The sequence below is a fragment of the bacterium genome (assembly GCA_035691305.1).
GTDB lineage: Bacteria > Sysuimicrobiota > Sysuimicrobiia > Sysuimicrobiales > Segetimicrobiaceae > DASSJF01.
The window spans coordinates 1-21,121 of sequence record DASSJF010000001.1 but is presented as its reverse complement, the minus strand read 5'-3'; the positions used below and the strand labels follow the sequence as shown (position 1 = coordinate 21,121).

General features: G+C 69.6%; 39 protein-coding genes and 1 pseudogene. 3 read left to right on the top strand and 37 right to left on the bottom strand.

All coding sequences use genetic code 11. The features are described 5' to 3' along the window. Both VFL28_00200 and VFL28_00195 read left to right on the top strand, forming a co-directional pair. On the top strand, positions 1-283 hold a 283-nt coding region (locus tag VFL28_00200), incomplete at its 5' end, for a hypothetical protein (GenBank protein HET7263062.1). A gap of 38 nt (positions 284-321) precedes the next feature. Then, positions 322-828 (top strand): TadE/TadG family type IV pilus assembly protein, encoded by a 507-nt coding sequence (locus VFL28_00195; protein HET7263061.1) that lies wholly within the window; start codon positions 322-324, stop codon positions 826-828. A 3-nt stretch (positions 829-831) separates the two neighbouring features. Here the strand turns inward: VFL28_00195 and VFL28_00190 are convergent, their stop codons facing one another. Continuing rightward, positions 832-1,146: a hypothetical protein gene (locus tag VFL28_00190; protein ID HET7263060.1), complete on the bottom strand. Its 315-nt coding sequence runs from the start codon at positions 1,144-1,146 to the stop codon at positions 832-834. 197 nt (positions 1,147-1,343) lie between these two features. On the opposite strand from VFL28_00190, the gene VFL28_00185 reads away from it, so the two are divergent. Next, positions 1,344-1,733 carry a helix-turn-helix domain-containing protein gene (locus VFL28_00185; GenBank protein HET7263059.1) on the top strand — a complete coding sequence of 130 codons (390 nt, stop codon included), beginning with the start codon at positions 1,344-1,346 and terminating at the stop codon, positions 1,731-1,733. 13 nt (positions 1,734-1,746) lie between these two features. Here VFL28_00185 and truA read toward each other — a convergent pair whose 3' ends face one another. The 36 genes and pseudogenes from truA to tuf all read right to left on the bottom strand — a co-directional run. After that, the gene (truA, locus tag VFL28_00180) at positions 1,747-2,520 is read right to left on the bottom strand and encodes a tRNA pseudouridine(38-40) synthase TruA (GenBank protein ID HET7263058.1); all 774 of its coding nucleotides are present in this window, start codon (positions 2,518-2,520) and stop codon (positions 1,747-1,749) included. A gap of 14 nt (positions 2,521-2,534) precedes the next feature. Next, positions 2,535-3,440 carry an energy-coupling factor transporter transmembrane component T gene (locus VFL28_00175; protein HET7263057.1) on the bottom strand — a complete coding sequence of 302 codons (906 nt, stop codon included), beginning with the start codon at positions 3,438-3,440 and terminating at the stop codon, positions 2,535-2,537. Positions 3,441-3,442: 2 nt separating this feature from the next. Further along, complete coding sequence (locus tag VFL28_00170) at positions 3,443-4,399, bottom strand: energy-coupling factor transporter ATPase (protein ID HET7263056.1); 957 nt, start codon at positions 4,397-4,399, stop codon at positions 3,443-3,445. After that, positions 4,396-5,271, bottom strand: coding sequence for an energy-coupling factor transporter ATPase (locus tag VFL28_00165; GenBank protein HET7263055.1), 876 nt, complete (start codon positions 5,269-5,271; stop codon positions 4,396-4,398). Before VFL28_00165 ends, VFL28_00170 begins: the two co-directional genes overlap by 4 nt. Before the next feature lie 4 nt (positions 5,272-5,275). Continuing rightward, positions 5,276-5,629, bottom strand: coding sequence for a 50S ribosomal protein L17 (gene rplQ / locus VFL28_00160; protein HET7263054.1), 354 nt, complete (start codon positions 5,627-5,629; stop codon positions 5,276-5,278). A 1-nt stretch (position 5,630) separates the two neighbouring features. Next, the gene (locus tag VFL28_00155) at positions 5,631-6,566 is read right to left on the bottom strand and encodes a DNA-directed RNA polymerase subunit alpha (protein HET7263053.1); all 936 of its coding nucleotides are present in this window, start codon (positions 6,564-6,566) and stop codon (positions 5,631-5,633) included. A 161-nt stretch (positions 6,567-6,727) separates the two neighbouring features. Continuing rightward, on the bottom strand, positions 6,728-7,354 hold the full coding sequence (rpsD, locus tag VFL28_00150) for a 30S ribosomal protein S4 (GenBank protein ID HET7263052.1): 627 nt from the start codon (positions 7,352-7,354) through the stop codon (positions 6,728-6,730). A 10-nt stretch (positions 7,355-7,364) separates the two neighbouring features. Further along, the gene (gene rpsK, locus VFL28_00145; protein HET7263051.1) at positions 7,365-7,751 is read right to left on the bottom strand and encodes a 30S ribosomal protein S11; all 387 of its coding nucleotides are present in this window, start codon (positions 7,749-7,751) and stop codon (positions 7,365-7,367) included. A gap of 12 nt (positions 7,752-7,763) precedes the next feature. Next, complete coding sequence (gene rpsM, locus VFL28_00140; GenBank protein HET7263050.1) at positions 7,764-8,162, bottom strand: 30S ribosomal protein S13; 399 nt, start codon at positions 8,160-8,162, stop codon at positions 7,764-7,766. A gap of 54 nt (positions 8,163-8,216) precedes the next feature. After that, the gene (gene rpmJ / locus VFL28_00135; GenBank protein HET7263049.1) at positions 8,217-8,330 is read right to left on the bottom strand and encodes a 50S ribosomal protein L36; all 114 of its coding nucleotides are present in this window, start codon (positions 8,328-8,330) and stop codon (positions 8,217-8,219) included. A gap of 92 nt (positions 8,331-8,422) precedes the next feature. After that, positions 8,423-8,641, bottom strand: coding sequence for a translation initiation factor IF-1 (gene infA, locus VFL28_00130; GenBank protein ID HET7263048.1), 219 nt, complete (start codon positions 8,639-8,641; stop codon positions 8,423-8,425). A 29-nt stretch (positions 8,642-8,670) separates the two neighbouring features. Beyond that, a complete protein-coding gene (gene map / locus VFL28_00125; GenBank protein HET7263047.1) occupies positions 8,671-9,444 on the bottom strand; it encodes a type I methionyl aminopeptidase in 774 nt (257 codons plus the stop codon). Next, entirely contained in the window at positions 9,441-10,109 is a 669-nt protein-coding gene (locus VFL28_00120; GenBank protein HET7263046.1) for an adenylate kinase, read from the bottom strand. The genes map and VFL28_00120 overlap by 4 nt, the downstream gene beginning before the upstream one ends. 13 nt (positions 10,110-10,122) lie before the next feature. Further along, on the bottom strand, positions 10,123-11,397 hold the full coding sequence (gene secY, locus VFL28_00115; protein HET7263045.1) for a preprotein translocase subunit SecY: 1,275 nt from the start codon (positions 11,395-11,397) through the stop codon (positions 10,123-10,125). Continuing rightward, positions 11,394-11,864, bottom strand: a complete 471-nt coding sequence (rplO, locus tag VFL28_00110; protein HET7263044.1) for a 50S ribosomal protein L15 — start codon at positions 11,862-11,864, stop codon at positions 11,394-11,396. Before rplO ends, secY begins: the two co-directional genes overlap by 4 nt. Then, complete coding sequence (rpmD, locus tag VFL28_00105; GenBank protein HET7263043.1) at positions 11,848-12,069, bottom strand: 50S ribosomal protein L30; 222 nt, start codon at positions 12,067-12,069, stop codon at positions 11,848-11,850. The genes rplO and rpmD overlap by 17 nt, the downstream gene beginning before the upstream one ends. Next, positions 12,054-12,674, bottom strand: a complete 621-nt coding sequence (gene rpsE / locus VFL28_00100) for a 30S ribosomal protein S5 (GenBank protein ID HET7263042.1) — start codon at positions 12,672-12,674, stop codon at positions 12,054-12,056. Before rpsE ends, rpmD begins: the two co-directional genes overlap by 16 nt. Positions 12,675-12,686: 12 nt before the next feature. Further along, positions 12,687-13,055: a 50S ribosomal protein L18 gene (rplR, locus tag VFL28_00095; GenBank protein HET7263041.1), complete on the bottom strand. Its 369-nt coding sequence runs from the start codon at positions 13,053-13,055 to the stop codon at positions 12,687-12,689. An 11-nt stretch (positions 13,056-13,066) separates the two neighbouring features. Then, a complete protein-coding gene (rplF, locus tag VFL28_00090; GenBank protein ID HET7263040.1) occupies positions 13,067-13,624 on the bottom strand; it encodes a 50S ribosomal protein L6 in 558 nt (185 codons plus the stop codon). A 10-nt stretch (positions 13,625-13,634) separates the two neighbouring features. Next, positions 13,635-14,027, bottom strand: a complete 393-nt coding sequence (rpsH, locus tag VFL28_00085; GenBank protein ID HET7263039.1) for a 30S ribosomal protein S8 — start codon at positions 14,025-14,027, stop codon at positions 13,635-13,637. A gap of 16 nt (positions 14,028-14,043) precedes the next feature. Next, complete coding sequence (locus tag VFL28_00080; protein HET7263038.1) at positions 14,044-14,229, bottom strand: type Z 30S ribosomal protein S14; 186 nt, start codon at positions 14,227-14,229, stop codon at positions 14,044-14,046. Between the two features lie 3 nt (positions 14,230-14,232). Next, entirely contained in the window at positions 14,233-14,832 is a 600-nt protein-coding gene (gene rplE / locus VFL28_00075) for a 50S ribosomal protein L5 (protein HET7263037.1), read from the bottom strand. A gap of 2 nt (positions 14,833-14,834) precedes the next feature. Beyond that, positions 14,835-15,164 carry a 50S ribosomal protein L24 gene (gene rplX, locus VFL28_00070; GenBank protein ID HET7263036.1) on the bottom strand — a complete coding sequence of 110 codons (330 nt, stop codon included), beginning with the start codon at positions 15,162-15,164 and terminating at the stop codon, positions 14,835-14,837. Then, positions 15,164-15,532, bottom strand: a complete 369-nt coding sequence (gene rplN, locus VFL28_00065) for a 50S ribosomal protein L14 (protein ID HET7263035.1) — start codon at positions 15,530-15,532, stop codon at positions 15,164-15,166. Before rplN ends, rplX begins: the two co-directional genes overlap by 1 nt. After that, on the bottom strand, positions 15,529-15,822 hold the full coding sequence (rpsQ, locus tag VFL28_00060; GenBank protein ID HET7263034.1) for a 30S ribosomal protein S17: 294 nt from the start codon (positions 15,820-15,822) through the stop codon (positions 15,529-15,531). The genes rplN and rpsQ overlap by 4 nt, the downstream gene beginning before the upstream one ends. Next, positions 15,819-16,064 carry a 50S ribosomal protein L29 gene (gene rpmC, locus VFL28_00055; protein HET7263033.1) on the bottom strand — a complete coding sequence of 82 codons (246 nt, stop codon included), beginning with the start codon at positions 16,062-16,064 and terminating at the stop codon, positions 15,819-15,821. The genes rpsQ and rpmC overlap by 4 nt, the downstream gene beginning before the upstream one ends. Further along, entirely contained in the window at positions 16,064-16,522 is a 459-nt protein-coding gene (gene rplP, locus VFL28_00050) for a 50S ribosomal protein L16 (GenBank protein ID HET7263032.1), read from the bottom strand. Before rplP ends, rpmC begins: the two co-directional genes overlap by 1 nt. Positions 16,523-16,635: 113 nt before the next feature. Continuing rightward, entirely contained in the window at positions 16,636-17,391 is a 756-nt protein-coding gene (gene rpsC, locus VFL28_00045; protein HET7263031.1) for a 30S ribosomal protein S3, read from the bottom strand. 10 nt (positions 17,392-17,401) lie between these two features. Next, on the bottom strand, positions 17,402-17,734 hold the full coding sequence (gene rplV / locus VFL28_00040) for a 50S ribosomal protein L22 (GenBank protein HET7263030.1): 333 nt from the start codon (positions 17,732-17,734) through the stop codon (positions 17,402-17,404). Positions 17,735-17,828: 94 nt separating this feature from the next. Further along, positions 17,829-18,110, bottom strand: a pseudogene (gene rpsS, locus VFL28_00035) (30S ribosomal protein S19). 1 nt (position 18,111) lies between these two features. After that, complete coding sequence (gene rplB, locus VFL28_00030) at positions 18,112-18,936, bottom strand: 50S ribosomal protein L2 (protein ID HET7263029.1); 825 nt, start codon at positions 18,934-18,936, stop codon at positions 18,112-18,114. 13 nt (positions 18,937-18,949) lie between these two features. Next, complete coding sequence (gene rplW / locus VFL28_00025; protein ID HET7263028.1) at positions 18,950-19,246, bottom strand: 50S ribosomal protein L23; 297 nt, start codon at positions 19,244-19,246, stop codon at positions 18,950-18,952. Next, positions 19,243-19,887, bottom strand: a complete 645-nt coding sequence (gene rplD / locus VFL28_00020; GenBank protein ID HET7263027.1) for a 50S ribosomal protein L4 — start codon at positions 19,885-19,887, stop codon at positions 19,243-19,245. Before rplD ends, rplW begins: the two co-directional genes overlap by 4 nt. Then, positions 19,884-20,612: a 50S ribosomal protein L3 gene (rplC, locus tag VFL28_00015; GenBank protein HET7263026.1), complete on the bottom strand. Its 729-nt coding sequence runs from the start codon at positions 20,610-20,612 to the stop codon at positions 19,884-19,886. The genes rplD and rplC overlap by 4 nt, the downstream gene beginning before the upstream one ends. 25 nt (positions 20,613-20,637) lie before the next feature. Further along, entirely contained in the window at positions 20,638-20,943 is a 306-nt protein-coding gene (gene rpsJ / locus VFL28_00010; protein ID HET7263025.1) for a 30S ribosomal protein S10, read from the bottom strand. A 36-nt stretch (positions 20,944-20,979) separates the two neighbouring features. Then, the coding region (gene tuf, locus VFL28_00005; GenBank protein HET7263024.1) for an elongation factor Tu at positions 20,980-21,121 on the bottom strand (142 nt) is incomplete at its 5' end.

The window sequence follows — 21,121 nt, the reverse complement described above, 5'->3', positions numbered from 1 at the left end:
CGGTGCCGTTTGTGCGAGCACCAACCCGAAGGATTGGATCGTGGTGTTGCCGTTGGTGAATCCTAACCTCTGGGAAGGTCAAATCAACGGCACGTCGACGCAACTCGACATCGTGGCGTTTGCCAACTTCCAGATGGACTGCCCGTATATGAACAGCCTAAACGGAACCAGCAAATATGAGCCGCTCGTCGGCACGTTCGTGCAGTTTGTGGATTTCCAGGCCACAACGGGTAACCCCAACGGGGTGGACACCGGAGTGGACACGATCATCCTGATCCAGTAGCAGCGGTATCCTGTCGCGCAGCCGTGGGGGGACGGACTATGAACCGACAACGCGGGCAATCCACCGTGGAACTCGTCCTGCTCATGCCGCTTCTGCTCGTGCTATTGTTCCTCATTTTCGAGGTAGGCCGGCTGTTCGGTTCGTGGTTGCTCATCACGAACGCGGCACGCGAGGGGGCGCGCTACGCCGCCGTACAGTGTGTGCCGACGAATTCGGCCAACCTCGCGGTAACCTGTAACGGTACCGACCCCACCTCTGCGATTGCGACGCGCGTCGCCCAAACGGCTTCATTCCTCGTCGTGCAGTCGACGACGACATGCACCGTTTCCGGGAACACGGTCACGATTCCGTCGGGGAACTCATGCGTCGCGGTGACATATTCCCAAGACAGCGCCGGTAACAACGACGGCATCGTGACAATCCGAGTAGCCTATAATGTCCAAACGCTCATGCCGATCAGCGGGACCATCCCGTTCCTTGGAACGGTCAATTACCCCGGCTCCCAGCAGGTGACGGCGACGTCCACGATGAGACTGGAACAGTAAGGTTTAGCGCGGCCCCGGGCTCAGGCGAACGTCGACACGTCCGCGGCGCGACGTCAGGCGTTCCGCGAGACCGGTGATAACAAGCAACGTCATCCAACACCCCGCGGCAACGGCGACCACCTCGATCACGCGCATCTGAACCGGCGGAATCGCCGGCAGCACCGACCCGGCCGCATTCGCGACGTATCCGGAGACGAACTCCCAGGCATCTCCCACGAAGCGCGGCACGCCTTGCTCGAAAATTGCCCTCGGCGCGGCAACGGCCCGCGCGAACTCCTGTCCAAGATTGAGCGGAACGTCACTCAGCGATAGCGACATCGCCCCGCCCCTCCTCCTCCGCCGGACGTAGACGCCACCCGCAGACTCAGCATACCATGCCCGCGGCCCGGCCCCTGCCCCCTTGCCCGCACGTCTAGCGCTCGCGTGTTCGGGGCATCTAGATGCCGGCCTCGGCCCCTTGGACGGCCGTGCGGCCGAGCCGCGGCTGATCGCGAGCGGATTGGGGGACATGAAGCATGGGCGCGTCGCCCGAGTCGGGACGGCGGTCTCTCGAGCGGGTACGGGAGGCGCTCGACAAGGTGCGAAAAGTACTCCGGGACCTGGATCATGGCGCCGCCGAGCCTGCGGTCTCACGCGACGCCGACGCCGGCGGGGCGGCGTGGGGGGACACCGCGCGCGATGACACGCTGCGGGCGCATGAAGCCGCCCGTCTGCTCGATATGCCGGTGCAGGAGTTGTATGCCGCGATTCGGGATCAGCGCCTGCCCGCCCGTCGGCTCGGCCGGTTCTTGTGGCTTCGCCGGAGCGACGTAGAAGCGTTCGCCAACCAGCTACGGAACGGCGGACCGCGGCCCACGACCGGTACCGGAGCGCACGCGGGACAGCGTCGCGGGCCGCAGCGGTAGACCCGCTGTCGGGCTAGTAATCGACCCTCACGAGGTAGAGGCCGTGCGCCGGCACGGTGGGCCCGGTGCGCCGGTTGTCGGGGTCGCCCAGGAACTCACCCGGCGCCCCCACCGGCAGGCGCCCAAGTCCAACGCGGATCAGCGTCCCGGCGATCATCCGGACCATGTGCCGCAGAAACCGGTCGGCCGTGACGACGATCCGCACGCCGGGAAACGGACCCGGCGGCCCCGTGACGCCGTCAGACTCGACCGCGATCGTTCGCACTGAGCAGAAGGTGGTCCGGGTCGGCGAACCGCTGCCGTGGTACGCGGCGAAGTCGTGGCGGCCCGCAAAAACGCACGCAGCCGCCCGCATCGCACCGGCATCGAGCGGCTCACGGACGTGGTAGGCCAGTCCGCGCAGCAGTGCCGACGGCTGCGCCCGGTTGAGAATCGCGTACCGGTAGGTCCGCGCGACCGCGTCGTAGCGCGCGTGAAACCCGTCCGGCGCTTCCTCGGCGGCGACCACGCGCACGTCCGGCGGCAAGTGCGCGTTCAGGGCGGCCGGGAACCGCGAGGCGGGGATGCGGCTGCGGGTGACGAGGCTCGCCACCTGCCCGAGCGCGTGGACCCCGGCGTCGGTACGGCCCGCGCCGATCACCGTCGCCGGTTCGCCCACGATCTCGGCGACGGCCCGCTCGAGTGTCGCCTGCACGGACGGCGCGCCTTCCGCGGCGGAGCCGCGCTGCCGCTGCCAGCCGCAGAACGCCGAGCCGTCGTACTCGATCGTCAGCTTGAATGTCCGCACCGAGCGTGCCCGGTCTACGGCTTGTGCGGAGCGGCGGGATGCCGCGGAATGGAGGGATGCTGCGGCGCCGCCGCCGGCACGGCGGGCGCCACGTGTCGCCACGGCAGCCCGAGTGGGCGGTCGGGTCCGGCGATGAGCAGGGCCGCGGCGGCAAGCACGACAAAAGCGGCGTAGTCCCGAGGCCGCATGACCAGTTCTCGCATCCGGGTCCGCTGGTCCCCGCCGCGGTAGCACCGCGCCTCCATCGCGAGCGCGAGCGACTCCGCGCGCCGAAACGCGCCGACGAACAGCGGCACGAGCAGCGGGACAAGCGCCCGGGCGCGGCGCACGAGGCTGCCCCGGGTGAACTCCGCGCCGCGCGCCATCTGCGCCTTCATGATCTTGTCCGTTTCTTCGATAAGGGTCGGAATGAACCTGATCGCGATGGTCATCATGAGCGCCAGTTCGTGCGCGGGCACCCCGATCCGCCGGAACGGCCGCAGCAGCCGCTCCAGGCCGTCCGCCATCTCGACGGGCGAGGTCGTGAACGTCATCAGCGACGTCGCGATGATCAGCAACCCGAGCCGGGCGCCGTAGTAGACGGCGAGCGCCACGTTCTCTCGCGTGATCGTGATCGGACCGCGCCGGAACACAGCGTGGCCGCCCTCCGGGCCGAAGAAGATCTGCAGCACAACCGTAAATGCGAGCAGCCAGAACACAGGGCGCAGGCCCCGCAGCACGTAACCCGGCGGGATGCGGGCCGCCGAGACGATCAGCGCGAGCAGCACGGCGTACGCGCCGAGATCCGCGAAGCCCCGCGCCATGAACACCACGATCGCGAGCACGAGCGTCGCCAGGATCTTGGTGCGCGGATCCAGCCGGTGGACGGGCGAGTCCACCGGCACGTACTGTCCGAAGGCGAAGTTGCGCAGGAAGTCCACGGCTAGCCGTCCGCCGCCGGACCCGTGCGGGTTCCGTCTACGGCGCCGCGGCGCCGGAGGGCGTCCAAAATCGCCGCGCGCGCCTCCTCCACCGTCAGGACATCGGGCCGCACCGTCCAGCCCGCGTCGCGGAGCCGGTGCACGCACTGCGCCGCCTGCGGCACGCCGAGCCCGAGCGAGACAAGTTTAGGGGCGTCCGCAAAGACCGCGCGCACCGTCCCGTCGGCAATGAGGCGCCCGCGGTCGAGCACCACGACGCGCTCGCACAGCGACGCGACCGCGTCCATGCTGTGCGAGATCAACACGAGCGTGAGCCCCGCCTCGCGCCGCAGCCGCGCGACGTGCCCGAGGATCTCACGCCGGCCGGCCGGGTCGAGCCCCGCCGTTGGCTCGTCGAGGATCAGCACCCGGGGCCGCATTGCGAGCAGGCCGGCGATCGCCGTGCGCCGCATCTCGCCGTTGCTGAGCGTGAACGGCGAGCGCCTGCCGAAGCGCGCCGGATCGAGGCCGACCTGACGCAGCGCGCGGTCGACGCGCTTTCGGACCTCGTCGTCGCCGAGACCGAGGTTGCGCGGGCCGAAGGCGACATCGGCCTCCACGGTCTCTTCGAACAGCTGGTGCTCGGGATACTGGAACAACAGCGCGATCTGCTGGCGGACCCTCCGGCGGTCCACTTCCTTCGCGTGGACGTCGACATCGTCAAGATAGACGCGGCCCCGCGTCGGCCGCAGCAGCGCGTTGAAGTGCTGGACCAGTGTGGACTTGCCGGATCCGGTTGCGCCGATGATCCCGACCGCCTCGCCGGCGCGAATCTCGAGCGAGACGTCGTCGACCGCCGCCGCCTCGAACGGGGTGCCCCGCTGGTAGATGTGCGAGAGCCGGTCGCAGCGGATCACCGGCGGCGCCTGGGCTGCCCCGCCGGAGGCGCGCGCGCGCACGGTCCGCGTCTTGGCGCTCACGACGCCCCCCGGCCGGCGAGCGCCGTGAGGGCCGCCACCAACTGGTCGAGCGTGACCACGTCCGCGCCAAGCGGGACGCCGTCACGGGCCAGCCCCCGGCGAAGCCGGACGGCCTCCGGCGCCTCAAGCCGGAGACCGCGCAGCGTCTCGTCATCGGCGAAGACGTCGGCGGGCGGGCCCTGCAACACCACGCGGCCGCCCGCCATCACGACGACGCGATCGGCGAGCGCGGCCTCTTCCATAGCGTGGGTAATGAGGACGAGGGCCAAGCCGTCGCTGCGGCAGAGCCGCAGCGCCACCTCGATCACCTCGTGCTGCCCCTCGGGGTCGAGCATTGAGGTGGCTTCGTCGAGAACGAGGCACTTCGGCGCCATCGCCAGGACACCGGCGATAGCGACGCGCTGCTTCTGGCCTCCGGAGAGCAGGTGCGGCGCGCGCCGGCGCAGCGTCTCGAGCCCGACCGTGTGCAGCGCCGCCGATACGCGCGCGCGGATCTCCGCCGGAGGCAGACCCAGGTTCTCGGGGCCAAAGGCCACGTCTTCCTCGACCACCGCGGCGACGAGCTGGTCGTCGGGGTGCTCGAAGATCATGCCGACGCGGCGGCGGATCTCCCAGACCGCATCCGGATCGGCGGTGTCGAAGCCGTCGACCAGCACCCGGCCGTCGGTGGGAAGCAGCAGCGCGTTGAGGTGTTTGGCGAGGGTGCTCTTGCCCGAGCCGTTTGCGCCGACGATCGCGACGCACTCGCCGGCGCGCACGTCGAGATCGACGCCGATGACCGCCGGCACGGCCTCCGGGGTCCCGGCAAGGTACGTGTGCGCCAGGCCGCGGACCTGGATCAGCGCCTGGGGGTTCCCGGGCGGCCCGGGCACGGATTTACTGCTGAAGGAGTTCGAGCAGCGCCATCTCCGCGGCGTCGCCGCGCCGCTTGCCGAGGCGCACGATCCTGGTGTAGCCTCCGCGGCCCTTTTGATATCGCGGCGCGACGGTGCCGAACAGCCGCCGCACGACGGCGGGATCGGTCAAGAGGCGCGCCGCCCGGCGGCGGGCCTGGACGTCGTTCCGGAGCGCGAGGTCGATCATCCGATCGGCGACCTTCTTGGCCTCTTTGGCTTTCTCGGCGGTCGTCCGGATGCGGTCGTGCGTGATCAGCGACGACACCAGCCCGCGGAAGAGCGACAGGCGGGCGGCGCTGTCGCGGCCGAGGCGGCGGCCGGACTGTCCGAGCACGTCAGGCTCCCCTCCGGCGCAACTCGAGGCCCATGCCGGCGAGCTTCTCTTTGACCTCGTCGAGCGACTTCCGACCGAAGTTCTTGACGTTGACGATCTCGTCCTCGGTCCGCTGGAGCAGGTCGCCGACGGTGTTGATGCCCGCGCGCTTGAGACAGTTGTAGGGCCGCACGGAGAGGTCGAGCTCTTCGATCGGCATCGTCGCGACCTTGTTCGTCTCGTCCGCCGGCGCGCCCGCGGCCACTTCGGGCCCCGCGGCGGTCCCGGCGAAGAGGCGGAAGTTCTCGATCAGCTGGCGGGCCGACTCCTGAAGGGCCTCCTCCGGCCGGATGCTACCGTCGGTCCAGACCTCGAGCACGAGCCGGTCGTAGTCGGTTGCGTGGCCGACGCGGGTGTCCTCGACGGAGTAGTTGACCTTCTGGATCGGCGAGAAGATCGAGTCCACCGGGATCACGCCGATCACGTGCTCGCTCTTGCGGTGGCGCTCCGCGGGCACGTAGCCCTTGCCGCGCTCCACGACCAGCTCCATCACGAGGTGCGCGTTCTTACCGTCGAGCGTGGCGAGGTGGAGATCCGGGTTCAGGATTTCCACCTCGGCGTCCGGCTGCAGGTCGCCAGCCGTCACGTCCTTCTTGCTCTTCACGTCCAGGCGCAGCAGCTTCGGCTTGTCGCTGTGCAGCTTGAACGTCAGCTCCTTGAGGTTGAGGATGAGCTGGGTCACATCCTCGACCACGCCCGGCACCGTGGAGAACTCGTGCAGGACGTTCTCGATCTTGACGGACGTCACGGCCGCGCCCGGGATCGCGGCGAGCAGGACACGCCGCAGCGCGTTTCCGAGGGTCACGCCGAAACCGCGATCGAGCGGCTCGACCACGAACTTCCCGTAAGTGTCAGAGAGCTCCGCGTACTCGACCTTGGGCTTGTTCATGTCCCACACGCCCGTCAACCCCCTCTTTCCGCTCGATCCGCCGAGCACGTCCGCGCCGCCGGGCATGCCCGTCCCGAACGGCACGTTCGAAATCCCGGGAATGTCCCGGAACGATGTCGCGGTGCGATCTTCCGGCATTTCGCGGCTACCTCGTTTCGCGTTCTTCGCGGTTATCTCGAGTAGTACTCGACGATCAGCTGCTCGTGCACCGGCACGTCGATATCGTCCCGCGCCGGCAGGGTCAGGATGCGGCCGGTCAGCGCGTCCGGCTGGTATTCGAGCCAGCCCGGCGTCCCGCGGCCCGGCGCCTGCCCGGCGAGGGCCGTGAAGTGCGGCAGCTGGCGGCTGCCCTTGTCCACGCCGACGCTCTGCCCCGCCTTGACCAGGTACGACGACACGGTCACGCGCCGGCCGTCGACCGCGATGTGGCCGTGGGCGACGAGCTGCCGCGCCGCCTTGCGGCTCGACGCGAGCCCCAGGCGGTACACGACGTTGTCGAGCCGGCTTTCCAGAATCTGCAGGAGGCGCGTGCCGGTATGACCGGTCGCGTGCACCGCCATCTGGAAGTAGTGCTTGAACTGGGTCTCGTACACGCCGTAGAAACGGCGCAGCCGCTGCTTCTCGCGCAGCCGGATCGCGAAATCCGACGGCTTGCGCCGGCTCGGCGCGTGCATCCCGGGCGGGGTCGTGTCCTTCGCCACCGGACACTTGTCCGTGTAGCACTTCTCGCCCTTGAGGTAGAGCTTCATGCCTTCTCGCCGGCACAGCCGGCAGACCGGCCCGTGGTACCGTCCCATGCCTGCTCCTCTACACCCGCCGCCGCTTCGGCGGCCGGCATCCGTTGTGGGGAATCGGAGTGACGTCTTTGATGAGGCTCACCTCCAGGCCCGCGGCCTGGAGGGACCGGATCGCGGCCTCGCGGCCGGAGCCAGGACCCTTGACGAAGACCTCCACCGACCGGACGCCGTGCTCCATCGCCTTGCGGGCGGCGTTTTCCGCGGCGAGGCCGGCGGCGAACGGCGTGCCCTTTCGCGACCCCTTGAATCCCGACGTGCCCGCGCTCGCCCAGGCGAGCACGTTGCCCTGGAGATCGCAGATCGACACAACCGTATTGTTGAACGTCGACTGGATGTGCGCAATGCCCGCCGGGACGTTCTTCCGCTCCTTGCGCTTGCCGCGGGTCGGTGTGGTCACCCCCTGGCCTCCTTAGCTCGCAACCGGCGCCGCGGCCGCGGTTTTGGCCTTGCGGGCGCCGACGGTCTTCTTCTTGCCCTTGCGGGTGCGGGCGTTCGTCCGGGTGCGCTGACCGCGCACCGGAAGGCCCTTGCGATGGCGCTGGCCGCGGTAGCAGCCGATCTCGACGAGCCGCCGGATATCCATGGCCACGTCGCGCCGAAGGTCGCCTTCGACCTTGTAGTTGCGGTCGATCACCTCGCGCAGGCGCGTGACTTCCTCGTCGGTCAGCGCGCGGACGCGCGTCTCCGGATTGACCCCCGTGATCCCGAGGATCTCCCGGGCGCGGCTGCGACCGATCCCGTAGATGTATGTCAGGCCGACTTCGACTCGCTTCTCACGCGGAAGGTCCACGCCCGCGATACGCGCCATCCCGGTGCCCCCTCCTGTCTGCGCAGGACTCCCGGCCGCCTCGGCGGCCTCCTGTTAGCCCTGCTTCTGCTTGTGCTTCGGATTCTCGCAGATGACCATCACGCGGTTGCCGCGCTTGATCACCTTGCACTTCTCGCACATCCGTCTGACCGACGCCCGTACCTTCATGGCACGCTCCCGACGCCGGCGCGTCCCGCCGGCTAGTCCCCGTGAGGGGGAGACGCCGGCGCATCCCGGCGGCTAATCCCCGTGAGGGGGGCCTAACGGAATCGATACGTGATCCGTCCGCGGGTGGGATCGTAAGGCGAGAGCTCCACCTTCACGCGGTCGCCCGGCAGGATCCGGATAAAATGGATCCGCATCTTGCCGGAGATGTGGGCCAGAATCTTGTGTCCGGACGCCAGCTCCACCCGGAACATGGCGTTGGGAAGCACTTCGACGATGGTCCCTTCGACTTCAATAACGTCCTTCTTGGCCATCCTCTACCCCGCGCGCGAACAACTATTCATTATACCGACGCCTCGGCGGGAAGTCTAGTCAGCACTTCGGCGCCGGTCTCGCCCACCGCCACCGTGTGTTCGAAGTGCGCGGAGGGCCGGCCGTCGGCCGTCCGCACCGTCCACCCGTCCCGCTCCATCACGACGTTGGGCCCGCCCATGTTCACCATCGGCTCGATCGCCAGCGTCATCCCGGCCTTCAACACCACGCCCGTCCCCCGCCGCCCAAAGTTCGGGATTTGGGGCTCCTCGTGCAGCCGCCGGCCCACGCCGTGCCCGGCGAATTCCCGCACCACCGAGAATCCCGCCTGCTCGACGTGGCGCTGGATCGCCGCCCCGACGTCGCCGAGGCGCGACCCCGGCCGGACCGCTTTGATGCCTTCCTCGAGCGACTCCGCCGTCACCGCCAGGAGGCGCCGCAGCGGTTCGTCGACCTCCCCGACCGGCAGCGTGACCGCGTTGTCACCGTGGAAACCGTCCACCTCCGCCCCGAGGTCGAGGCTCACGATCTCGCCGCTCCGCAGCACGCGGCGGCCCGGGATGCCGTGTACGACCTCGTCGTTGACGGAAATGCAGACGCTCGCCGGATAGCCGCGGTACCCGAGGAACGACGGCACGGCGCCCAGCGCCCGGATGCGGTCCTCCGCGACGCGGTCGAGTTCGCGGGTGGTCACGCCCGGCCGGACCGCGGCGCACACGTCCCGGAGGGCCGCCGCGGCGATCTGGCAGGCGCGGCGCATCACGGCGATCTCGGCCGCCGACTTGATCGGAATCGAATTGCTCATCGTCCCACCGCGCGCCCGGCACGGGCCGCGACGAATTCCGAGATCCGCTCGTACACCTCTTCCGCGGTGCCCCGGGCGTTGACGGCCAGGAAGACGCCGCGGTTCCGGTAGTGGTCCACGAGCGGGGCGGTCCAGCGGCGGAACACCTCCAGCCGGCGGTTGACCGTCTCCGGCGCGTCGTCGCGCCGCTGAATCAGCTCCGAACCGTCCAGGTCACAGCGGCCGGGCTCGCGCGGCGCGTGGTACTCCACATGATAGTTGGCGCCGCACGTCGGGCAGATGCGGCGGCCGGTGATCCGGCGCACCACGACCTCCTCCGGAATCTCGAAGAAGATCACCCCGTGGAGCTCGCGGCCCGTCCTTGCCAGGAACTCGTCGAGCGCGTCCGCCTGCGGCAGCGTGCGCGGGTAGCCGTCGAGGATGAATCCCGCCGCGCAGTCCGGCTGCAGGAGGCGCTCCTCGACGATCTGCTGAACGATCGCGTCGGGGACAAGCTCGCCCTCGCGCATGTACTCCGTCGCGCGCTGCCCGACCTCGGTGTTCGCGCGCACCGCCGCCCGGAACATGTCCCCGGTGGAAATGTGCGGGATCCCGTGGCGCGCGCGGTACAGCTCGGCCTGGGTGCCCTTGCCGGCGCCGGGCGGCCCCATGAACACGAGGTTCACTTCGCGGAGCCCCTCACTTCATGAAACCCTCGTAGTGGCGCATCAGGACGTACGCCTCGATCTGCTTCATCGTCTCGAGCGCCACGCCGACGACGATCAGCAGCGACGTGCCGGTGAGATACAGCGTCAGCTGGCCCGTAAAGCGCGCCAGGAAGATCGGCCCGACCGCGATCAGGCCGAGGAAGATGGCGCCGACGAATGTCAGTTTCTCGAGGATCTTGATCAGATAGTCCGTCGTCGGCCGCCCGGGGCGGATGCCGGGGATGAACCCGCCGTACTTCTTGATGTTGTCCGAGACGTCTTCCGGGTCGAAGCTCACCGCGGTGTAGAAGTACGTGAACGCGATGATCAGCACGAAGTACAAGAGCGCCCCCGTGGTGCTGTTGAGCGACAGGTAGTTGCCGACCTTCTGCAGCCACGGCCAGCGGGAGAACTGCGCGACCGTCCCCGGAAACTGCATCACCGATATGGCGAAGATGATCGGAATGACGCCGGACGAGGCGATCCGGATCGGCAGGTATGTGGTCTGGCCGCCGACCATGCGGCGCCCCACGATCCGCTTCGCGTATTGGATCGGGATCTTGCGCGCGGCCTGCGTCACGACCACGACCGCGACGATGCTCAGAAGAATCACGGCGATGTCGGCGATCGCGCGGAATACGGACGCCTCGCCGACGTTCACGAGGCCGATCGTCTGAGAAATCTGGTTCGGCAGCCGCGCGCAGATGCCGGCGAAGATGATCAGCGACACGCCGTTGCCGATGCCGTACTCGGTCATGATCGAGCCCATCCACGTCAGCAGCATGGTGCCGGCGACCAGCGTCGCGACGATCTCGCCGAGGATGAGCGGCCGCGGGTCGCCGATCGCGCCGAGGTTGCGGATCAGCAGCATCTGACCGGTGCCCTGAACGATCGCCAGCAGAACGGCGAGGTACAGGGTCCACTGGCCGATCTTGCGCCGTCCGGCCTCGCCTTCCTCCCGGTGGATCTCCTTGAGGCGCGGGAAGACCACCTCGAGGAGGCTGAAGATGATCGACGACGTGATGTAGGGAAAGACGCCGAGCGCGAACAGCGCGAAGCGCGAGAACGCCCCGCCGACGAACAGGTCGATGAACCCGAAGACATTGCCGGCCTGCCCCTGCTGGAACAGCGACTGCAGGCGCAGCACGTCCACGCCCGGCACGGGAATGTGCGAGCCGAGCCGGAACAGCGCCAGCATCCCCACCGTGAAGAGAAACTTCCGGCGGAGGTCCGGGATGCGGATGATATTGGCAAGCCCGGGAATCACGCGCTCAACACCTCGGCGCGTCCGCCGGCCGCTTCGATCCGCTCCTTGGCGCTCTTGCTGAAGGCGTGCGCCCTCACGACGAGCGCGTGGGGGAGGTCCCCGCCGCCCAGGATCTTGACCTGGTCGCCGTTGATCAGCCGCGCCTCGCGCAGCGACGCCGGCGTCACCTCGGTGCCGGCGGCGAACGCCGCCAGGCGGCCGACGTTGACGACGTCCATGCGCCCGCGCGGTCCGCCGCCGACGTGGTTGCTGCCCGCCCCGCGGACGCCGCGCCGGTACGGGACGCGCTTGATCAGCGGCAGCTGCCCGCCCTCGAACCCGGGTCGGCGCTGGCCGCCCGTGCGCGCCTTCTGACCCTTGTGTCCGCGCCCCGCCGTATTGCCGTGCCCCGACGAGTGCCCGCGGCCGACGCGGCGGCGCCGGTGCCGGGCTCCCCGGGCCGGCCGGAGATCACCCAGCCCGACCATGCTCCACCTCTTCCACCGTGACCAGATGCTGAAGCCTGCGCACCGCGCCGGCGAGCGAGGGCGTCTGCGCGTGCACGCGGCTCGCGCCGATGCGGCGGAGTCCGAGCGCGTACGCCACGCGGCGCGTCTCCCTCGGCGAGCCGATGAGGCTGCGCCGGAGCGTCACCCGCACGCGGGTCTGTTCCGCCTTTACACGCTCTGCCACTGCGCCGCCCTCCGGCCCAGGAGCTCTTCCACCGTCTTGCGGCGGATGCGCGCCACTTCGGAGGGCAGCCGAATGTCGAGCAGCCCTTTGAGCGTCGCGCGCGCCTGGTTGATCGGATTGTTGCTGCCCAACGACTTCGTGAGAATGTCGCGCACCCCGGCGGCCTCGAGCACGGCGCGCACCGGGCCGCCGGCGATGACGCCGGTGCCCGGAGCCGCCGGCTTCAGCAAAACCTTCGCCGCGCCGTAGACCGAGAGGATCTCGTGCGGGATGGTGGTGCCGGAGAGCGAGACGCCCATCAGGCTCTTGCGCGCCTCTTCCGTGCCCTTGCGGATTGCGTCCGGCACCTCGCCCGCCTTGCCGAGGCCGATGCCGACGTGGCCGTGCTCGTCACCGACGACGACAAGCGCGCTAAAGTTGAAGCGCTTCGCGCCCTTCGTCACCTTGGCGACGCGGTTGATCCAGATCGCCTTCTCCGTCGTCAGGTTGACGTCGTCGGCCTTGACCCGCCGGTGCAGGTACTCCAGACCCGCCGGCTTCTGCGCCGGCGGCGCCTCGACTTTGCGGGGTTTCTTCCCCCGGCCCTTACCCTTGAACCGCGGCATGCCGTCCCTCCCTTAGAATTCCAGCCCGCCCTCGCGGGCGCCGTCGGCCACGGCCTTCACGCGACCGTGGTACAGATATCCGCCGCGGTCGAACACGACCCGGCTGACACCGCGCTCCTTCGCGCGGCGCGCGATCAGCTGGCCCACCAGCTTGCCGGCCTCGGCCTTCTTCACGCCGGCCGCCTGCGTCTTGATCTCCGGATCGAGGCTCGACGCCGCACACAACGTACGGCCGGCCCGGTCGTCGACCACCTGCGCGTAGATATGCGCCACGCTGCGGAACACGGACAGCCGCGGCCGCTCGGGCGTGCCCTGCACCGCGCGCCGGATCCGGAGATGGCGGCGCTGACGGGTGTCGTTCCGGCTCTTGCGCTTGATCATCGCTGACCCCCCTACGCCTTGGCGCCGGCCGCAGCCTTGCCGGCCTTGCCCGCCTTGCGACGGACGCGCTCGCCGAGGTAGCGAATACCCTTGCCCTTGTACGGGTCCGGCTCGCGCAGCGCGCGGATGCGCGCGGCGATCTGGCCGACCAGCTCCTTGTCGATGCCCGAGACGATGATGCGGTTCGGTTGCGGCGCCTCGAGCGTGATCCCGGACGGCGGATCGAGCTCCACCGGATGCGAGAAGCCGAGCTGGATCGCGAGCTTCGGCCCCTGCTTCTGAGCGCGGTAGCCGACGCCCTGAATCTCGAGCTGCACGGCGTACCCTTCCGTGACGCCGCGCACCATGTTCGCGACGAGCGCGCGGGTCAGACCGTGGAGCGCGCGGTGAAACCGGCCGTCCGTCGGCCGCGCGACCGTGACCCGGCCGTCCGCGACCGCGACCGAGATGTCGGGATGGACGGTGCGCTCGAGCTGCCCCTTCGGCCCTTTCACGCGGACCGTGCGGTCCGCGACGGCCACGTCCACGCCCTTCGGAATCGGAATCGGCAGTCTGCCTACGCGTGACATCTGCGGCTCCTCACCAGACGAAGCACAGGACCTCGCCGCCGACGCCGGCCCGCCGGGCGTCGCGGTCGGTCATGATCCCGCGCGAAGTCGAGAGAATGGCGACTCCAAGGCCGCCGCGCACGCGCGGGATCTCGGTGCGCCCGCGGTAGATGCGCAGCCCCGGCCGGCTGATCCGGCGCAGACCGGTGATGACGGCCGTCTTCCGTTCGCCGTAGCGCAGCTGCAGCCGCAGCTGGTGCGGGGCCTTCTTGTCGAGCTCGAAGTCCGTGATGAACCCCTCGTTCTTCAGGATCTTCGCGATCTCGAGCTTCATCCGCGACGGCGGGACCTGCACGACGTCGTGCCGGGCCGTCATCGCGTTGCGGATGCGCGTCAGCATATCCGCGATCGGATCGGTAATCACGCCCACTCCCGTCACCTCACCAGCTGGCTTTGACCACGCCGGGAATCTCGCCCTTGTGCGCCAGATTGCGCAGGCAGATCCGGCACAGGCCAAACTTCCGGAAGACCGCGCGCGGCCGGCCGCACAGCCGGCAGCGGCTGTACCGCCGCACCTTGAACTTCGGCGGCTTCCGCCATTTCAACAGCAGCGACTTTTTCGGCATCCCCTACGCCCTCCCGGCGCGCGCCGTGCCGGCCGCCGCACCCTGTCCGTCGCCCGAGACGGCCGCCTCGCGGAACGGCAGCCCGAGGGCGCGCAGCAGCTCGCGCGCTTCCTCGTCGGTCTTCGCCGTCGTTACGATCGCGATATCCATGCCGCGGATCTTCTCCACCTTGTCGTACTCGATCTCCGGGAAGATCAGCTGTTCCCGGACGCCGATGTTCATGCTGCCGCGGCCGTCGAACGACCGCGAGGGAATGCCCTTGAAGTCCTTGATCCGCGGCAGGCTGATGTTGAACAGCTTGTCGAGGAACTCGTACATCCGCTCGCCTCGCAGCGTCACCTTCGCACCGATTGGGTTGCCGGTCCGCAGCTTGAACGCCGCGATCGACGTTCGGGCCCGCGCGATCACCGGGCGCTGGCCGCTGATCGTCGTCAGCTCCTCGACCGCCTTGTCGAGGTGCCGCTGGTCCTGGAGGGCGTCGGCGACGCGCATGTTGATGACGACCTTCTCGACCTTCGGGACCTGCATGACCGTCTTGTATCCGAAGCGCTTGCGCAGCGCCGGCACGACGTCCGTCTTGTAGCGTTCACGCATCCGCGCCATGACTACTTATCGATGACCTCCCCGCAGTGGCGGCAGACCCGGACCTTGCCGCCGTCGTCGAGCACGCGGTGGCCGAACCGGACCGCGCGCCCGCACCGCGGGCACACCAGCATCGCTTTGCCGGCCGGGAACGCCAGCTCTTTCTCGACGATGCCGCCGGACGGCATCTTCTCGTTTGGCTTGGTGTGCCGCTTCGCGACCATCACGGCCTCGACAATGATCCGCCCGGAGTCCGGCAGCACCCGCAGCACCTTGCCGCGCTTGCCGCGGTACTTGCCGGTGATCACCTCGACGGTGTCGCCGCGCCGCACGTGCACGTGGGTCGAGACCATCACAGCACCTCCGGCGCGAGCGAGATGATCTTCATGAACTGCCGCTCCCGCAGCTCCCGCGCCACCGGCCCGAAGATGCGCGTGCCGCGCGGGTTGTTCTGGTCCGTGATCAGCACCGCGGCGTTGTCGTCGAACCGGATCGCCGAGCCGTCGGGCCGCCGCGTCGGCTGCACGGTGCGCACCACGACCGCCTTCACGACCTCGCCCTTCTTGACGGCGCTGTTCGGAATCGCCTGCTTGACCGTGGCCACGATGACGTCGCCGATCGCCGCGTAGCGACGCCGCGAGCCGCCGTAGACGCGGATGCACATGATCTCGCGCGCTCCCGTGTTGTCCGCGACCCGCAGCCGCGTGTAGTTTTGAATCATCGCGCCTTTTCCACCACCCGCACGACCCGCCACCGCTTGTCCTTGCTGAGCGGGCGCGTCTCCGCGATCAGCACCGTGTCCCCGACGTGCGCTTCCCCGCGCTCGTCGTGGGCCTTGTACCGCACGCTGTGCCGCACGATCTTCTTGTAGACGGGATGCTGCCCGCGCCGTGAGACCTCGACGACGACGGTCTTCTGCATCTTGTCGCTCACGACCACGCCGATCCGGGTCTTCCGGATCCCGCGTGATGCGGCCGGCGCCGCCGGTTGAGTCGTTACGGTCTCGTTCATCGCCCGCCCCCCGGCGCCGGCGCACGCCGGCCGGCCCCGTCTCGGGACTCACTCAGTTCGCGCGCGCGCAGCTCGGTCAGGAGCCGCGCCACCGTCCGCCGGGTCTGGAGGATCTTCGCGGGATTCAGCAGCTTGCCGGACGTCCGCTGCAGCCGGAGCGTGAACAGTTCCTGCCGCGCGTCGGCGAGCCGCTTCTGGATCTCGGGCTCGCTGAGGTCGCGCACCGCTTCCCCTTTCGCCATCACGCCTGCCCTCCTGTCGCGCCCGCTCCGGCCGTCGCGATTTCCGCCGCGTCGTCCCGGTGCACGAACCGCGTGGCGATCGGCAGCTTGTGGCCGGCGAGCGCCATCGCCTCACGCGCCACGGCCTCGCTCACGCCGCCGAGCTCGAACAGCACCCGGCCCGGCCGCACGACGGCGACCCACAGCTCCGGATTGCCCTTGCCGCTGCCCATGCGGGTCTCGGCGGGCTTCTTGGTCACGGGGTGGTCCGGGAACACGCGGATCCACAGCTTGCCGCCGCGTTTGATGAACCGGGTGATCGCGCGGCGCGCCGCCTCGATCTGCTGGCTCGTGATCCACGCCCGGTCCTGCGCCTGCAGGCCGAACTCCCCGAACGTCACCGACGCGCCGGAATGGGCATCCCCGCGCATGCGGCCGCGGTGCGCCTTCCTGTACTTGACCCGCTTGGGCATCAACATGTATCCGCGTTCTCCTCCGGTCTACTCGTCCGGGGCGCTGGGCGCGCCGCCGTCGGACGGCCCGCCGACGCCGCGGCAGGCAAATATGACATTGAAGCCGGCCACGTGGTCATCTAAGCCGGCTCGGCGCCGTCCCCCTCGGGCCGGCGCTGCTGCACGATCACGCGGGGCTGCCGCGACGGCAGCACCACGGTGTCCGAGGCCCGCCCCCGGGCGGTCCCGTCGGCCGGCGGGCGGCGCCGCTCCGGCAGCACGTCGCCGCGGTAGATCCACACCTTCACGCCGATCCGGCCGTAGGTCGTAAGCGCCTCCGCGACGCCGAAGTCGATGTCCGCGCGCAGGGTCTGGAGCGGCACCCGGCCCTCGCGGTACCACTCGTACCGCGCGATCTCGGCGCCGGCGAGCCGGCCGCTGCACGAGATGCGGATGCCCTTCGCGCCGCTGCGGAGGCTGCGGGCGACCGCCTGCTTCATCGCCCGGCGGTACGCGATGCGCCGCTCGAGCTGGCTCGCGACGTTCTGGGCGACCAGCGCGGCCTCGAGCTCGGCGCGCCGGATCTCCTGGACGTTCAGCTGGATCGCCTTGCCGGTCATCGCCTCGAGCTCTTTCTTCAGCGCGTCGATCCCGGTGCCGCCGCGGCCGATGATGATGCCCGGCCGCGCCGAGTGAATCGTGATGCGGACGCGGTTGGCGGCGCGCTCGATCTCGATCCGCGAGATGCCGGCGCGGCCCATCTTCCTCTTGATGGCGTTGCGCAGCTTCTGGTCTTCCTCGATCAGCTCGGGGAAGTTCTTTTCGGCGTACCACTTGGACTCCCAGTCCTTGATGATCCCGAGCCGCAGACCGATTGGATGGATCTTCTGTCCCACGATACGCCCCCTACTCGTCGGCGACGATCACGGTGATGTGGCTGCTGCGCTTCTTGATCACGTCCGCCCGGCCGCGGGCGCGGGCGTGCATGCGGCGCTGGCTCGGACCGCTGTCCACGTACGCCCGCCGGACGCGCAGCGCGTCGCGGGCGAGCTCCAGGTTGTGCTCCGCGTTGGCCGCCGCCGAGGCGACGACCTTGGCCACGGCCTTGGCCGCGCGGTTCGGCGTGAACTTCAACACCGCGAGCGCCTCGTCCACGGCCTTGCCCTTGATCAGCTCCGTAACCGTCCGCACCTTCCGCGGCGCGATCCGGACGTGGCGCGCAATCGCCTTGGCTTCCATCAGGCGTCCCTCCTCACCGTCACGCGGACGGGGCCGGTGTCGCGGGCGCCGCTCCGCCGCCCGCGGCCGGCGCGGCCGCTCCCGGGCCCACCGGCCGCACGGACGTCGTCTTCTCGACGCGCACGCCGTGGCTCTTGAACGTGCGCGTGATCGAGAACTCGCCGAGCTTGTGCCCGACCATGTTCTCGGTCACATAGACCGGCACGTGTTTGCGGCCGTCGTACACCGCGATCGTGTGCCCGACCATGTCCGGCAGGATCGTCGACCGGCGCGACCAGGTGCGAATCACCCGCCGCTCGCGCGAGCGGTTCAGCGCGTCGACCTTCTGCTGGAGGTGCTTGTCCACGAACGGCCCCTTCTTGACGGACCGGCCCATCCTATTTCCTCCGCTTCACGATGAACTTGTCGCTGGGCTTCGTCTTGCGCGTCTTGTAGCCGAGCGTCGGCTTGCCCCAGGGCGTCACCGGCCCGGGCATGCCGATCGGCGACTTGCCCTCGCCGCCGCCGTGCGGGTGGCTGCTGGGATCCATCACGACGCCGCGGACGTGCGGCCGCCGGCGCATCCAGCGCGTCCGGCCGGCCTTGCCGATGCTGACCGACTCGTGCTCTAAGTTCCCGACCTGGCCGATCGTAGCCCGGCAGCCGATGTGGATCATCCGCACCTCGCCGGAGGGGAGCCGGATCTGCGCGTAGTCGCCTTCCTTGGCCATCACCTGCGCCGCCCCGCCGGCGCTGCGCACCAGCTGCCCGCCGCGGCCCATGTGCAGCTCGACGTTGTGCACGGTCGTGCCGACCGGAATCGCGCGCAGCGGCAGGCTGTTCCCCGGCTTGATCTCGGCGTCCGGCCCCGACGCGACGCTGTCACCGAGTCCGAGCCCCACCGGGGCGAGGATGTAGCGCTTCTCGCCGTCGCGGTAGTGCAGCAGCGCGATCCGCGCGGACCGGTTGGGATCATACTCGATCGCGGCGACGCGCGCCGTGATCCCGTCCTTGTCGCGCTTGAAGTCGATGACCCGGTAGCGCCGCTTGTGGCCGCCGCCGCGGTGGCGGACGGTCACGCGGCCCTGGCTGTTGCGGCCCGCGCGGTTGAGCAGCGGCTCGACGAGCGACCGCTCCGGCGACGTTCGGGTGATCTCCTCGAACGTCACCACCGTCATGAACCGGCGGCCGGGCGTGATGGGCTTGAATTTTTTGATTCCCATGCGTCCCCCGCCCCTACGTCAGTTTCTCGAGATCGATCTTGTCGCCGTCGGCGAGTGTGACCACCGCCTTCCGGTAGCCGGCCTCGCGGTAGTGGTGCTGGCCGCGCCGGCGCGCCCGCCCCGGGATCCGGATCACGTTGACTTTCGTGACGCGGACGCTGAACAGCCGCTGCACCGCGTCGCGGATCACCGGCTTCGGCGAGGCGCCGTCGATCTCGAAGGTGTACTTGTTGATCGCCGTGCCGCGCATACTCTTCTCCGTGACGATCGGCCGCCGGATGATGGTGCGCGGATCGAGCACCGGGCTCATGATCCCAGACCCTCCACCAGCCGCTGCAGGGCGTCGCGCGTGAACACGATCCGGTCCGCGGCGAGAATCGCGTGCACGTTGAGCGCGGACGCCGCCGCGACCCGCACGCCGTCGAGGTTGGCCGCGGAGCGCTCGACCGCTTCGCTCGGCGCGGCGGTCACCAACAGGACGGAACGGACGCCGCTCGCCCGCACGCCCAGGCCCGCCGCGCGCAACGCCGCGGCCACCGTCTTCGTCTTCGGCGCATCGAGGTCAAGCCGGTCGAGCACCACGATCCGTCCTTCCGCCGCGCGGGCCGAGAGCGCCGAGCGCAGCGCGAGCCGTCGCACCTTCTTGGGCAGTGTGTACCGGTAACTCCGCGGCCGCGGCCCGAACACGATGCCGCCGCCGACGAACACCGGCGCCCCGCGGGCGCCGTGGCGGGCTCGGCCGGTGCCCTTTTGCCGGTACAGCTTGCGCGTGCTGCGCGAAACCATGCCCCGCGTGAGCGTGGAGTGTGTGCCGCGGTGCCGGCCGGCCAGCTGCCACCGCACCGCCTCGTGCAACACGGCGGTGTGCGGCGTCAGGCCGAACACCGCGTCGGCGAGCTCCACCTCGCCGGCCGCCTTCCCGTCGCGGTCGTAGACCGTCGCCTTGCTCATTGCGTCTTTCCGCCCTTCTGCGCGCCCGCCCGCTCGCGGCCCTGAGGCTGCTCGGCCTGGGCCCGGCGCGGCGCCGCGCGCAGAGACTTCCGCGGGGCCGCGGTCTTGACGAGCAGCACGCTGCCGCGGGGGCCCGGCACCGCGCCGTGAATCAGCAGAACGTTGCGCTCCGCGTCGACCGACACGACGCGCAGGCCGCGCACCGTCGCGCGCTCGCCGCCGAGCCGGCCCGGCATGCGCTTGCCCTTCCAGACGCGCGCGATGTTGCTCGACCCGATGCTGCCGATCGCGCGGTGCATCAGGCTGACGCCGTGCGAGTCGCGCTGCCCGCCGAAGTTGTGGCGCTTGATCGCGCCGGCAAACCCCTTGCCCTTGCTCACGCCGGTCACGTCCACCCGGGCGCCCTCGCTGAAGGCGTCCGCGCGGACCGCCTGGCCTAGTTCGAACGTCTCGCCGCCGCCGAGGCGCACCTCGCGGATCACCCGCATCGGGGCGAGCCCGCGCTTGAGGAACACGCCGCGGTAGGGTTTCTGGGGCGCGCGCACGCGCGGTTTCTCGGGCAGCGGATCGAACCCGAGCTGCACCGCGGCGTAGCCTTCCTTCGCCGGCGTGCGGACGCCGACGACCACGCAGGGCCCGGCTTCGACGACCGTCACCGGCACGATGTTACCGTCGCCGTCGAAGATTTGGGTCATGCCGAGTTTTCGTCCGAGAATCGCGGCCATCGGATTCGCTCCCTCAGATTGCGCGCTACAGCTTGATCTCGATGTCGACGCCGGCCGGCAGATCGAGGTGCATCAGGGCGTCGACGGTCTTGGGGGTCGGCTCGAGGATGTCGATCAGGCGCTTGTGCGTCCGCAGCTCGAAGTGCTCCATCGATTCCTTGTCGATGTGCGGTGACCGGATCACGCAGTAGACGTTGCGGTCGGTCGGGAGCGGCACAGGCCCGGAGATGCGCGCACCGGTCCGGCGGACCGTGTCCACGATCTTTTCCGCGGACTGGTCGAGCACCTTATGATCGTAGGCCTTGAGCTTGATTCGGATCTTTTGCGCCATTCGCCGCTCCTTTGTGAGTGCCGCTGCGGTCGGCATTTACGAGAGGATCTTGGCGATGACGCCGGCGCCGACCGTCCGGCCTCCCTCCCGTACCGCAAACCGCTGCCCCTCCTCCAGCGCCACCGGCGTGATCAACGCCCCCTCGATCGTCACGTTGTCCCCCGGCATCACCATCTCC